Consider the following 14033-nt stretch of genomic DNA (forward strand, 5'->3'; position numbering starts at 1 on the left):
GTCTGCGCGAATCGCCGCCAGATCACGGGTGGGGCCCGCACCGACCAACCAGTCGACCCCCGTCGTCGCGGCTATCGGACCGCGTTCGGCACCGCACCCTCACCGGAGACCGGGCCGCGTCCGTCAGCGGGTCCCCGCGGCACCGTGAAGGTGGCTGTCACGCACAGAATCGCAATCGCGAAGCAGGCGAGGGTATACCAGAGATTTCCGATGGGATCGCCATTGCTCGTGACGCCGTCGACAGCGCCGAAGTAGCTGGGCAACGCGGTCACCCACAGAACGCCCATCACGCCGAGGTAGACCACGCTGTAGACACGGACGAAGTCGTTGGAGTAAGTGGGAATGTCGGACGTCCCCCGGCGCAGCCGCGACCACTGCCGGACCAGGATCGGGATCGCGACGAGCACGACGACGACCAGTTCGGTCGCGTACAGAATTCCCCGGACCGTGGTGCTCTCCATTCCGAGGACCGTCGCCGGGATCGGGAGGATGAACGTGCCCGCCGACGCCAGGAGACCGATCACGATCGTGCGCCACACCAGTTCGAGTCCGGCGAAGTCCCGACCCCGGTCGGCGTAGCGACCCACGAAGAACTGAACGCACAGGGCCAGCGACATCGGCCACAGGGCCGCGAATACCACCACGCTGGGCAGTGGGACCGAGTCGAACATGGGCTGGTTGACCGGGTTGGTCGTCGACCATTCCCACCACCTCAGCTGCGGTCCGAGCTGGTCGAAGATCTCGTAGAACGCGTGGTGCACGAAGCCGACGCAGACCGCGCCGGCGAGTACGCCGTGCTTCCGGAAGACGCCGAGCATCCGGACGAGCTCGAAGGCCAGCGTCGCCATCAGCGGATAGATCGCGATGATGTACAGCGGCAGTCGGCCCCACAGGAAGTCCACGGTGAACACGTTGTGCGCGAACATCGTGTCTACGTGCTCTTCGATTCCGAAGGCCGCCGGAAAGTACAGCGGCGGCTCGATGACGAACAGGTACGCCGTGGCCCCGAACCAGAGCACCATCGTGGTCGGGTCGCCGTTGCGGCGCCAGCGCAGGATCGCGAAAACGAGCGCGAGCACCGACCCGACCACGATGGTGAGCTCGAGAACCGGCAGGGTCCAGTTCTCCAGTGCCAACGGGTTACGGACCTCGACGAGCCCGCCGGCCTCGGCGCAGGAGAAGCCGAGCGCTGTCGAGAGTTGATCGAAGGTGGGGGAGCAGAGATCGGCCATCAGTTGACCACCGCCGGGACGGGATCGGTGCGGCGTTCGCGCGATTCTGCGGTGTACCAGCGGGTGCAGTCGTAGCCTGCGTCGTAACGGGTGAACCACTTGTCGGCAAGCGTGGGCAGCTTTGCGTGGGTGGGGTCGTGGTTCGGCATCTGACTACGGACGATGCCGGCGAGGGCGGTCAGCTGTTCACCGCGCGGGAGGTCGTCGAACGCACGAGGCATGACGCCTTTGCTCAGGTAGGGCGCGAACGAGGTGAGCACTTTCTGCTTCGTGCGGTGCGTGGCGAACATCGACATCGAATCGACCTTCCGCTCCTTGATCGGCACATGCTGGTTGAAGCCGGCGCAGGCGATCCGCATCACCTTCATCACATGTGTGAAGATCGACGGTGCCATCCGCATCCGGTACAGCTCTTCCCCGACAAGTGAATTGAAGATGATCATTGCTGAACTCCGGTGTTCGACCTCCTCGACGAAGTGCCAGATGAACAGGGACGCAACCCGGTCGTCTCCCGGGCGGAAGAGGGTCGCGTCGTTGTCGAGCATCAGTTTGAACACCGGCGTGAAGGTCGCTTCCAGATCCGCGGTGTAGGCGAGTCGGTAGTTCAGAGTGGTCGCCTCGGTGAGCAGGTCGTATTCGCCGATCACGGCGTCGAGGGTGTTCTGGAGCCCCGGGTATCGCTTGATCAGCGCTTTGACGTGCTGGCGATGCGCGGTCGAGTGGTGGCCCTCCTGACGCATGAACGCCATGGCCTCTTCTGCGACCTCGGGATCGGTCATCCGTGGTTTGGCCTGCATGATCGCCTTGACGATCATCTTCTCGAAGCCGACGGCCAGGAACGAGATCGCGTTCGACATGCTCGACCAGGCCGGGTTGTCGGGGTTCCACAGGAACGGGACGTCCTGCTCGTCGAACGCGAAATCCATCTTTCGGGGGTGCAGGTCGGTCATGTGGGATACCTCGTCTCGTGCGGCATGAGTGGGCTGCAGCCTCTGGGTAGGTAGAGACCCGAGCGTTTAACAACATACACACATCGATGAACTTGTATGATTACGTTTCGGCGAATCCCTCGAGAGCGTCCGCGAAGCAGGGCTTCGGAGCGGAGGGGAATGTGTGCGCGGTAACCTCTGAGTCCGGGTCGGACGGTGCGCCGACAGCCCTTGCACGACGTTCGGGCCCAACGGCGCGTTGTGAGAGGTAGGGAAAGAAGTGGCTGGCAGGCGTGGGTGGGGTGGCAGTCCGCCTGGAAGTGACGAGGAAGCGTCCCGGCGAATCGTCGCCGCCGCAGTCGAGCTCATCAGCCGGAAAGATACGGCGATCAGCATCGCCGACGTTGCGGAATCCCTCGGCGTCATCCGGCAGACGGTGTACCGGTACTTTCCCAGCACCGACGCCCTCCTGCGAGCCGCAGCCATCGCCGCCGTCGCCGGATTCCTCGACCGCCTCACAGAACATCTCGTGGGTATCGAGGACCCCGCTGACGCTGTGGTCGAGGCCGTGATCTACACGCTCAACGAAGCGCCCCGCATTCCGCAGCTCGGCATCATGCTGTCCGGTTCTCATTCCCACACCGAGGGGATCACGTCCGACGAAGCCCTCTCCTTCGGGATGACGATGATCAGACGCTTCGACGTCGACTGGGAGCGGCACGGCTACGACGAGGCCGACCTGCGTGAGCTCGTCGAATATCAGCTGCGGACGATGCAGTCGTTCTTCATCTCGCCCGGAAACCCGCCGCGTAGCCAGGACGAACTGCGTGCGTATCTCCGACGGTGGGTGGGATCAACGGTCGCCGTCCCACACAGGCCGGCCTAGAGGCCGGGCGGCGATCTGCCGCGGGAACATGGTGGGCTGCCGGCGACCCCGGCGCGCCGACAGCCGCGCTGGTCACGGTCGTATCTGTGTAGCGAGGTGGGGATGGTGTCGCCCGTGCAGGCTGGCCATGCGCTGCGAAGGCCGGTGGTGCCCCGAAGGTTGTCCGCGGAGTCCTTCCCACTCGGGGAACGTGCCCGGACGGCGACTGGTGAGGTGCCGGGTGTTGCTGGTGAGGTCGATCAGGCACCGAGCGGCGCCCTGCACGGAGAGGTGGTGCCGTCGTGCCACGTCGAGCAGTTCGTCGAACGCCTGCGCATCACTGTAGCCGCGGCTGGTGATCAGCAGCGCCTTGGCAGTGGTCAAGAGTTCACGGTCGGAGGGCCCGCGGCGCCGGTCGAGGAAGCTTCGGGTGGGCCGCACGGGGTTGGGGTTCTCGGATTTCAACATCTGGCACCGTCCTTTGTCTACGAGATTCCCCCAGGTCGCGATCTCGTAAACGTGCGTACCCGAGTGCTGGTTCATGTGGTCGGACGCGTGAGGGTGGGATCGCGACCTCCGGGGAGGCCCGTCTGGGCCACGGTTATGACGACGTTGCCACTCTTGTGCCCGGTGTCGACATACCGATGCGCCTCGACGATGCGTTCCAGGGGATAGCTACGGTCGATGACGATCCGCAATGTGTCCGCTTCGAGGAGCTGCTTGATGTACGCCAAAGCGTCGTTCTTGCGGACGGACATACCGGTGACGACTTTCCGTCCGCCTCGGATCGACGTCCAGAGTTGCAGCACGTTGTTGTTCAGCCCGGACGTGGGAACGTAGCACCCGTGCTCGGTGAGCGAGCCCTTGCACCGCGCGAACGAGTTCCTGCCGATCGTGTCGAAGACGACGTCGTATGCGGCGGTGTTGGCGGTGAAATCCTCCGTGGTGTAGTCGATGACGTCGTCGGCGCCCAGGGATTTCACCAAATCCGTGTGGTGCGGACCGCACACTCCGGTGACCTCCGCGCCGAACGACTTGGCGAGTTGCACCGCGTAGGTGCCGACGCTGCCGGAGGCGCCGTTGACGAGGACCTTCTGGCCGGTTCGCACCTTCGCCTTGTCCCGAAGGAAGAACAGTGCGGTGGTGGCACCGTCGACGGCGGCGACGGCCTCCTCGTAGGTCTTGTTGACCGGCTTGAGTGCGAGCGAGGCGGTTTCCGGTAGGCACTTGTACTCGGCATAGGCGCCGATGTCGAACCCGGTGAACCCGAATACCTGATCGCCCGGCTGGAACCGGCGGACGTCCTTGCCGACGGCCTCGATCTCTCCGGCAAGCTCCAGGCCCAGAGTCCGCAGTTTCCTTCGTGGCCTTCGCAGCCCGAGGATCAACCGGCCCCACAGCGGCTCGCCGCGGCGCATCTTGCATTCGGCTGTTGTCACCGTTGTCGCGTGGACCTTCACCAGGACTTCGCCGTCCTTGGGTGTCGGCTTCGGGACCTGCGCGAGTTCGAGTACTTCGGGTCCGCCGAACCGAGTGTGGATGATCGCCTTATCGCAGACCTCCTCGGCGGCGTTCCAGGTCGTCGCGCCTCGAACAAGCTCACGGCCAAGCATAGTTCTCCGGCATCCTCGTCGTGGGGTTGTGCGGGCGGTGCAGGGTGTCCACACCACACACCTAGGGTGTGTTTCCGCGCATGGCGATCCGCGGGACCGTAGTGGCGTCGGTATATCCGGCTGCCCCTGCCCACAAGGACCGAGCGTCCCGCCGTCGATCCAGCGGCGCAAGCACCCTGGTTGGTGATTTGATGGAACACGCTGCGCGAGCGAACTACCGAGAGCATCGATCCGATCCGTTCCCGCTGTCCGCGGCGCAGCACGGGCTGTGGTTTGCGCAGCAACTCGCCCCGGACGTCCCGATCTGCATCGCGCAGTACGTCGACATCCGCGGGCAGCTGGACGTCGATCTGTTTCGTGAGGTAGCGCTCGTTGCCGGCCACGAATACGAGTCGGTGTTCCTGCGTCTGGTCGTCGTCGACGGTGAGCCGCAGCAGGTGGTCGATCCGCCTGCCGACGCGGCCATGGGAATCGTCGACTTCCGCAGTGCATCCGACCCGATGGCCGCCGCGGAGGCGTGGATGCGGGAGAATTACACGGCACGAGTCGATTTCGAGCACGACTATCTGTGCGAATCGTCGCTGTTGCGGGTCGGTGACGAGCGGCACCTGTGGTACAGCAGGATCCACCACGTCGCCCTCGACGGATACGGGGCGATGACGATGGTCAACCGTGTCGCCGCCCTGTACACCGCGGCAGTCCAAGGCCTCGAGCTCGAACCGAACCGTGCAGCCGACCTGCACACCCTGCACCGCCTCGAAAGCGACTACCGGGCGTCCCACCGGTTCTCGTCCGACCGTGACTATTGGGCCGAACGTCTCCACACACGCACGAACGGCGCCTCCCTGACCGACATCGAGGCTCCGCCTGCCGCACACAGCCTGACCGTGCGCACGGCGCTGTCCGCCGATACCGTCGCACGACTCGAGGACACCGACGGCCGGCCGGGCGCGACGGCAGCAGCCGCATTGATCGCCGCCTTCGCCTGCTACCTCTCGCGGCGGACGGGACGGCAGGACGTGCTCGTGGACATTCCCCTGTCCGCGCGCACCACCGCTGTACTGCGACGATCCGGCGGAATGCTCGCCAACGTCGCGCCCCTGCGGGTGCAGGTCCGATCCGACGACACCGTCGGCGACCTCGTGACCCGGGTGCAGCACGAACTGATGGGGGCAATGCGGCACCAGCGCGGCAACGTCGAGGACATTCTGCGTGAGCTGGGTGTGTCCGCCGAGGCCCGCAGGATCTCGGGACCGATGATCAACGTGATGCTCTTCGACCAGGATCTCACCTTCGGGTCGCTGACCGGTGACTTCCGGATCCTCACCACCGGTCCTGTCCCGGACCTGTCCGTGAACGTGTACCGGAGCGGCACTCCGGCGTCGACGATCGTCGAGTTCGAGGCCAACCCGTACCGCTACCGCGACGACGACCTACGGTCGCATCACGCCGGCGTCGTCGGATTGATCGACGAACTGCTCGCCGCCGACCCCGGTACTCCGCTCGCCGTGATCGGGGTGGCGGAGTTGGAGTGCTTGACTCCGGTGGTGGGTGAGGTGTCGGTGTCGGAGGTGTCGTTGCCGGAGTTGTTGGCTGCGGCGGTGGGGGTGGATCCGGATGCGGTGGCGGTGGTGTGTGGGGATCGGCGTGTGACGTATCGGGAGTTGGATGAGGCGTCGAATCGGTTGGCGCGGGTGTTGCTGGAGGCGGGGGTGGGTGCCGAGTCGGTGGTGGCTGTGGCGGTGGCGCGGTCGGTCGAGTCGGTGTTGTCGGTGTGGGCGGTGGCGAAGACGGGGGCGGCGTTTTTGCCGGTGGATCCGTTGTATCCGGTGGGGCGGATCGAGCATATGTTGGTGGATTCGGGTGTGGTTGTGGGGGTGACGGTCTCGGATGTGCGGGATCGGTTGCCGGGTTCGGTGCGGTGGGTGGTGCTCGATGATGCGGAGGTCGTGTCGCGGGTTGTGTCGGTGTCGGCGGGGGCGGTGACCGATGTGGATCGGGGTGCGCCGGTGCGGGTGGGTCAGGCTGCGTATGTGATTTATACGTCGGGGTCGACGGGTGTGCCGAAGGGGGTGGTGGTGACGCATCGGGGGTTGGCGAATGTGGTGGCTGCGCAGCGTTCGGGTTTCGGGGTTGGTGTGGGTGCTGGGGTGTTGCATTGTGCGTCACCGAGTTTCGATGCTTCGGTGTTCGAGTTGGTGTGGGCGTTGGGGATGGGTGCGCGGTTGGTGGTGGTTCCGCCGACGGTTTACGGTGGGGAGGAGTTGGCGCAGATCTTGGTTCGGGAGTGTGTGACGCATGCGGTGTTGACGCCGACGGCGTTGTCGTCGGTCGATCCGGTCGGGCTGGAGGCGTTGGGTGCTCTGGTGGTGGCGGGTGAGGCGTGCCCGCCGGAGTTGGTTGCGAGGTGGGCTCCGGGTCGGCGGATGTTCAATGCGTATGGGCCGACGGAGGCGACGATCATGTCGAATGCGAGCGGCGGTTTGGTGGTGGGGGAGTCGGTCACGGTCGGTGGTCCGGTTCGTGGGTTCGGTGAGTTGGTGTTGGATGGGCGGTTGCGGCCGGTGCCGTTCGGGGCGGCGGGGGAGTTGTATTTGTCGGGTCCGGCGCTTGCTCGGGGGTATCGGAATCGGTCCGGGTTGACGGCGGGGCGGTTTGTTGCGGATCCGTTCGGTGGGCCGGGGGAGCGGATGTATCGGACGGGGGATGTGGTGCGGTGGCGGCGTTCGGTGGGTGGGCCGGTGCTCGAGTATGTGGGTCGCTCGGATTTTCAGGTCAAGATTCGTGGTTTCCGCGTCGAACTCGGCGAAATCGACGCAGCGCTCACACGGCATCCCCGCGTCGCGTTCGCGGTGACCCTCGGCCGGACCGCCCCGTCCGGGGACACCGTCCTGGTGTCCTACGTGCTCCCGTCCGGCGACGGTGAACCCGACGTCGCCGAACTGACCGACCATGTACGCGGCTTCGTGCCCGCCCACATGGTTCCCGTGACGATCGTGATCCTCGACGAGCTGCCGCTCACCCCGGTGGGCAAGCTGGACCGGCAGGGTTTGCCCGCACCGGATTTCGCGATCGTCCGCACCGTTTTCCGCGCGACGACCAGCGAGACCGAGCACACCGTGGCAGGTGTCTTTGCCGAAGTGCTGGGACTCGACCGGGCCGGGCTCGACGACAACTTCTTCGACCTGGGCGGTAATTCGCTGAGCGCGACACGCGTCGTCGCCCGCATCAACTCCGCGCTCGGTGTCGGCTTGGGGGTCCGGGAACTGTTCGAGGCGCCCACGGTGGCGGGGCTCGCCGCCCGCGCCGCTTCCGCGGATCGCCGCACCGCGGCGCGTCCCGCCCTCACTGCGGCCCCGCGCCCCGACCGGGTGCCGCTGTCCCTCGCGCAGCAGCGGATGTGGATCGTCAACCAGGTCGACACCACCTCGCCCGCGTACAACGTTCCGATCGCGCTGCGCCTGACCGGTGAACTCGACATCGAAGCTCTGCGCGCCGCGTTCGGCGACGTCGTCGAACGACACGAGCCGCTCCGCACCGTCTATCCCGGGTCCGCAGACGGCCCGCACCAGGTGGTGCTGTCCGCGGATCGGGTGGCCCTCGACCTCACCCCGGTCATCGTGTCCGACGAGGCGGCGCTGCACACCGAGCTGGTGCCTCTGGCGTCGGCCGAATTCAACGTGAGCCGCGACGTCCCGATGCGCATCGCGGTGTTGCAGACCGGACCGGACGAGCACGTGGTGGTCCTGGTGCTGCACCATATCGCGGCGGACGGATCGTCGATGGCGCCGCTCGCCCGCGACGTGATGGTCGCGTACACCGCACGCACGCACGGACGTCCGCCCGGGTGGGCACCGATGCCGGTGCAGTACGCGGACTTCGCGCTGTGGCAACGCCGCACCCTGGGCAGCGACACCGACCCGGACTCGCCGATCTCGGAGCAGCTGGACTACTGGCGCCGGACCCTCGACGGGATGCCGGAGCTGCTCGAGCTGCCGACCGACCGCAGGCGCCCACTGCAGCGGTCCTCACACGGCGCCGCCGTGCCGTTCGCGATCAGCGCGGACCTCCACAGGAAGCTGTCCGACCTCGCCCGGGACCACGATTCGACGCTGTTCATGGTCGCGCACGCCGCACTCGCCGTCCTTCTCGGCCGGTTGAGCGGCGAGGCGGACATCGCGGTGGGCACACCCGTCGCCGGTCGCGGCGACGCGGCACTGGACGAGATGGTCGGCATGTTCGTCAACACCGTGGTGCTGCGGACCCGCGTCGCACCCGAGCGCTCCTTCACCGACCTGATGGCGCACGTCCGCGAGACCGACCTCGGGGCATTCGGGCACGCGGAGGTGCCGTTCGACCGGGTGGTGCAGGCGGTCGACCCGGTGCGGTCGACCGCGCACACCCCGCTGTTCCAGGTGCTGCTCGAATTCCAGAACACCGAAGAGAGCCGCCTCGAACTTCCCGGGCTCACCGTCGAGGTCGTCGACGCCGGTGTCGAGGTCGCCAAATGCGACCTGTACCTGACCCTGAGTGAGAACGTCGACGGAACCGGCGAACCCGCCGGAATGTCCGCGTCGTTCGGTTTCGCCACCGACATCCTGGACGCGAGCACCGTGCGCGGGTTCGCGGACCAGTTCGTCCGCATCCTCGACGCGGTCACGGCGTCACCCGACCGCCCGATCGGCGACATCGCCGTGATCGGGGTGGCGGAGTTGGAGTGCTTGACTCCGGTGGTGGGTGAGGTGTCGGTGTCGGAGGTGTCGTTGCCGGAGTTGTTGGCTGCGGCGGTGGGGGTGGATCCGGATGCGGTGGCGGTGGTGTGTGGGGATCGGCGTGTGACGTATCGGGAGTTGGATGAGGCGTCGAATCGGTTGGCGCGGGTGTTGCTGGAGGCGGGGGTGGGTGCCGAGTCGGTGGTGGCTGTGGCGGTGGCGCGGTCGGTCGAGTCGGTGTTGTCGGTGTGGGCGGTGGCGAAGACGGGGGCGGCGTTTTTGCCGGTGGATCCGTTGTATCCGGTGGGGCGGATCGAGCATATGTTGGTGGATTCGGGTGTGGTTGTGGGGGTGACGGTCTCGGATGTGCGGGATCGGTTGCCGGGTTCGGTGCGGTGGGTGGTGCTCGATGATGCGGAGGTCGTGTCGCGGGTTGTGTCGGTGTCGGCGGGGGCGGTGACCGATGTGGATCGGGGTGCGCCGGTGCGGGTGGGTCAGGCTGCGTATGTGATTTATACGTCGGGGTCGACGGGTGTGCCGAAGGGGGTGGTGGTGACGCATCGGGGGTTGGCGAATGTGGTGGCTGCGCAGCGTTCGGGTTTCGGGGTTGGTGTGGGTGCTGGGGTGTTGCATTGTGCGTCACCGAGTTTCGATGCTTCGGTGTTCGAGTTGGTGTGGGCGTTGGGGATGGGTGCGCGGTTGGTGGTGGTTCCGCCGACGGTTTACGGTGGGGAGGAGTTGGCGCAGATCTTGGTTCGGGAGTGTGTGACGCATGCGGTGTTGACGCCGACGGCGTTGTCGTCGGTCGATCCGGTCGGGCTGGAGGCGTTGGGTGCTCTGGTGGTGGCGGGTGAGGCGTGCCCGCCGGAGTTGGTTGCGAGGTGGGCTCCGGGTCGGCGGATGTTCAATGCGTATGGGCCGACGGAGGCGACGATCATGTCGAATGCGAGCGGCGGTTTGGTGGTGGGGGAGTCGGTCACGGTCGGTGGTCCGGTTCGTGGGTTCGGTGAGTTGGTGTTGGATGGGCGGTTGCGGCCGGTGCCGTTCGGGGCGGCGGGGGAGTTGTATTTGTCGGGTCCGGCGCTTGCTCGGGGGTATCGGAATCGGTCCGGGTTGACGGCGGGGCGGTTTGTTGCGGATCCGTTCGGTGGGCCGGGGGAGCGGATGTATCGGACGGGGGATGTGGTGCGGTGGCGGCGTTCGGTGGGTGGGCCGGTGCTCGAGTATGTGGGTCGCTCGGATTTTCAGGTCAAGATTCGTGGTTTCCGGGTCGAACTCGGCGAAATCGAATCGGCACTCCTCGGATACCCCGGTATCGATCGCGCCGTCGTGAACACCAGCGGCGACCGGCTGGCCGGCTACGTCGTCCCCGCAGCGGGTTCACTACTGGACACGGCCGCGGTCCTGGCTCACGCCCGCGCACGGTTGGCCCCGCACATGGTCCCCACGACCGTCACGGTGCTCGACGCCGTGCCGGTCACCGCGAACGGGAAACTCGACCGCGCCGCCCTGCCGGAGCCCGACTTCACTGCGGCGCGCGCCGCGTACCGGGCGCCGCGCAACGTGACCGAGGGAGTGGTGGCCGCCGCGTTCGCCGAGGGGCTCGGCCTGGACCGGGTCGGCCTCGACGACAACTACTTCACGCTCGGTGGCACGTCGCTCACCGCGACCAGCGTGATCGCCCGGATTGCCGAATCGTCTGCGCGCGCCGTGCCGGTGCAGTGGATCTTCACCCATCCGACGCCGGAAGCCCTGGCGCACATGATCGCCACGGCGCCGGAGGACCCCGGGGCGGAGGACGCAGCGGACCGGTCGCTCGACGTGCTGCTGCCGCTGCGGACCTCCGGAACCGGCAGCCCGGTATTCTGCATCCATCCCGCGATCGGGTTGGCCTGGTGCTTCACCGGACTGGTGCAGTATCTCGGCGATCGTCCGGTCTTCGGGCTGCAATCCCCGGCGCTCACCGACCCGGACCTGCGTGTCGATTCCTTGAAGGATCTCGCCGCGGGGTACGTCCAACGGATCCGCTCGGTGCAGCCGCACGGCCCGTACCACCTGGTCGGCTATTCGGTCGGTGGTCAGATCGCCCATGAGATGGCGGTGCAACTCGCGGGTGACGGCGACGAAGTGGCCACCCTCGCGATGCTCGACACGCACCTGACCGGAGGATACGGTCGCCCGATGGAGAAGCCCACCGTGGCAGCACTTCTGGCGGAGTTCGGCGCGGTGGTCGCGGGTGGCGAGGATGCGGCGCCGACCACGGATCGTGCCGTGGAAGCGCTGCGCCGCACCGGCGGACTGTTCGCCGCTGTGACCGCGGACGATCTCGAGGCCGTCCACCGGGTGTTCACCCACACGGTCGACCTCGCCCTCGCGCATCGCCCGTCGACACCGATCGGTCTCGATCTGCTGTATTTCGGTGCGGCAGATTCTGTGGATGCCCCCACCGGCGTCGCCGGGTGGAGGCCGCACATCAGCGGCGAGATCCACGAACACGCCATTCCCGTGTCGCACCAGCAGATGACGAGCCCGGAAGGGCTCGCCGACATCGGCCCCGTCCTCGCGCACCACGTGACGCTCGCCGAGCGCCGGCTCGCGCTGTCCGGTAACTCCGCGCGATCGGAAGGAACGACGTGACGTTCCCTCGGCACAGGATCGACGCTCCGAGCCGCGCCCGAGATGTTGCCGGTTGGGGTCAGGCGGTGCGTGTCTGGGCAACGGTGCTGGTGACCTGGTCGCTGTGGCCGTCACCGAGGGGGTCGGGCCATGTCGTCCAGGTGTCGGGGCCGAGTTCGATCTCGGCGGTGGTCAGCAGACACGCGTCGAGTTGGTGGCGCAGTGCGTCGGGGTCGATTCCTTGGCCGATGAAGACCAGTTCCTGCCGGCAGTCACCAACTGGTTCTTCCCATTTGTCGAGAATCCCCGCCCTGCGGTACTCGTCCTCAGGCCAGTAGGCCTCGGGCAGGAATTTCCACCACCGTCCGATATAGCCGTGTCGGATCACGTGGCCGGCCTGGGAAATGCTGCCGATCTCGGTGAATCGGTGCGCGTTCCAGAAGTAGCCTTTGGCGCGCAGGAGACGCCCATTCGACCATTCGCTGGTGAGGAAATGGTGCAGCCGGCCGGGGTGGAAGGGGGCGCGTTCACGGTAGACCACGGAACTGATTCCGTATTCCTCCGTCTCGGGAGTGTGTTCGCCTTGGAGTTCGTGGAGCCATCCGGGTGCCTGGGCGGCCTTCTCCAGGGAGAACAGGCCGGTGTCCAAAATGCTCTCGAGCGGGATGTCGCCGTGAGACATCGACTGTATGCGGGCAGTGGGGTTGAGTGAGCGCAGGACCGCGGTCAGTTCGGTCAGGTGCTCTACGGTGACGAGGTCGGCTTTGCTGACCAAGATGACATCGGCGAACTCGATCTGATCGACCAAAAGGTCGGAGATGTCGCGTTCGTCGTCGGGTGCGTCGGCCTCGACGCGGCCGCCGGTCTGGTAGTCGTGAAGGAAGCTGTGGGCGTCGACGACGGTCACCATGGTGTCCAGGCGGGCGATGTCTGCCAGAGCATGTCCGTCGGTGTCGATGAAGGTGAACGTTTCAGCGACCGGCAACGGCTCGGAGATGCCGGACGATTCGATCAGGAGGTAGTCGAATCGTCCATCGGCGGCCAATGCACTGATTTCTGCGAGAAGGTCTTCGCGCAGGGTGCAGCAGATACAGCCGTTGGTCATCTCGACGAGCTTCTCTTGTGAGCGGCTCAGCGAGATCTCCCGTTCGACTTCGGCGCTGTCGATATTGATCTCGCTCATGTCGTTGACGATGACGGCCACCCGTCGGCCCTCACGGTTGCGCAGGATCTGGTTGAGGAGGGTCGTTTTTCCTGCACCCAGGAACCCTGACAGCACGGTCACGGGAAGTCGAGTGTCGGCCATGGCTTTTGAATCCTTCCGCGGGGTCGGGGAGATCCCGGCTACGTGGGCGTCGGCGGGTACGCGCAGTCGAGGTGCGTGCCCGCCGACGCCCGCTGGGGACAGTGTGGGCAGAGGGTCAGGCCGCCGGTTCGAGGTACCCCTCGAACAGGTCGACTACGACGCTGCCGGCGTCGGTGTCTTCTCCGAAGAGGTCCTCGGCCGCGAACTCGACGTGGTAGGTCGGTTCCTCGCCTGCGTCGGTGCGGCCGTGGCCGATGGCGTCCGGGAACGGCCATTGGTCGTTGGTGCGGTGGGTGACGGTCCCGACCCTGCCGCGGCAGTAGGCGGGCATGCGAATATGCCCGGGAACGTATTCGTCGCGCACCCGGACGCGTTGACCGACTTCGAAGGTGATGGTGTCGGTGCGGGCTGGACGTCCCGCCGAGTCGGCGGGACGGGACAGCGGGAACGGGCCACCGGCGAGGACTTCGAGTTCGTCGTGGGTGAGAATGCCCTTCTCGACCATGAGGGTGGCAACGCCGATGACGTACCTCTCGTAATAGGGCGTCATCATGTAGTGGCGGGGTTCCATCCGTTCGACGACGTGGCGAACCTCGTCGACACTGAATGCCCCCAGGTCCGCCGCTCCGAGGAACAGCAGGCTGTAGGGCAGGTGTTCCCAGTCGGCGTGGAAGGTAGGGCCGATATCGGCGTCGACGGTGTGGGGCACCTTGCCGAATCCTTGAACACCGGCGAGATCGTGTACTCCATCCATGGTCTC

At 66.4% G+C, this 14033-nt stretch carries 8 protein-coding genes; 2 read left to right on the top strand and 6 right to left on the bottom strand.

Annotated elements, in window-relative coordinates:
• Positions 1–71 precede the first annotated feature (71 nt).
• The gene (locus OYT95_RS36890; protein WP_037231931.1) at positions 72–1232 is read right to left on the bottom strand and encodes a hypothetical protein; all 1161 of its coding nucleotides are present in this window, start codon (positions 1230–1232) and stop codon (positions 72–74) included.
• Positions 1232–2182: a metal-dependent hydrolase gene (locus tag OYT95_RS36895; RefSeq protein ID WP_037231932.1), complete on the bottom strand. Its 951-nt coding sequence runs from the start codon at positions 2180–2182 to the stop codon at positions 1232–1234. Before OYT95_RS36895 ends, OYT95_RS36890 begins: the two co-directional genes overlap by 1 nt.
• Before the next feature lie 259 nt (positions 2183–2441).
• Here OYT95_RS36895 and OYT95_RS36900 point away from each other — a divergent pair, with 259 nt between their 5' ends.
• Entirely contained in the window at positions 2442–3047 is a 606-nt protein-coding gene (locus OYT95_RS36900; RefSeq protein WP_037231934.1) for a TetR/AcrR family transcriptional regulator, read from the top strand.
• Between the two features lie 72 nt (positions 3048–3119).
• On the opposite strand, the gene OYT95_RS36905 is transcribed toward OYT95_RS36900, so the two are convergent.
• Positions 3120–3494: an ANTAR domain-containing protein gene (locus tag OYT95_RS36905; RefSeq protein ID WP_037231936.1), complete on the bottom strand. Its 375-nt coding sequence runs from the start codon at positions 3492–3494 to the stop codon at positions 3120–3122.
• Between the two features lie 71 nt (positions 3495–3565).
• Entirely contained in the window at positions 3566–4639 is a 1074-nt protein-coding gene (locus OYT95_RS36910; protein WP_268790425.1) for an NAD(P)-dependent alcohol dehydrogenase, read from the bottom strand.
• 191 nt (positions 4640–4830) lie between these two features.
• Between OYT95_RS36910 and OYT95_RS36915 the strand changes: the two genes are divergently transcribed.
• Entirely contained in the window at positions 4831–11988 is a 7158-nt protein-coding gene (locus OYT95_RS36915; RefSeq protein WP_268790426.1) for an amino acid adenylation domain-containing protein, read from the top strand.
• 58 nt (positions 11989–12046) lie between these two features.
• Here the strand turns inward: OYT95_RS36915 and zigA are convergent, their stop codons facing one another.
• Together zigA and nthB are read right to left on the bottom strand one after the other, a co-directional pair.
• Entirely contained in the window at positions 12047–13273 is a 1227-nt protein-coding gene (gene zigA / locus OYT95_RS36920) for a zinc metallochaperone GTPase ZigA (protein WP_268790427.1), read from the bottom strand.
• A gap of 115 nt (positions 13274–13388) precedes the next feature.
• Positions 13389–14027: a nitrile hydratase subunit beta gene (nthB, locus tag OYT95_RS36925; RefSeq protein WP_037239135.1), complete on the bottom strand. Its 639-nt coding sequence runs from the start codon at positions 14025–14027 to the stop codon at positions 13389–13391.
• Positions 14028–14033 lie beyond the last annotated feature (6 nt).

This window comes from Rhodococcus sp. JS3073, assembly GCF_026810085.1.
Taxonomy (GTDB): Bacteria; Actinomycetota; Actinomycetes; order Mycobacteriales; family Mycobacteriaceae; genus Rhodococcus_F; species Rhodococcus_F wratislaviensis.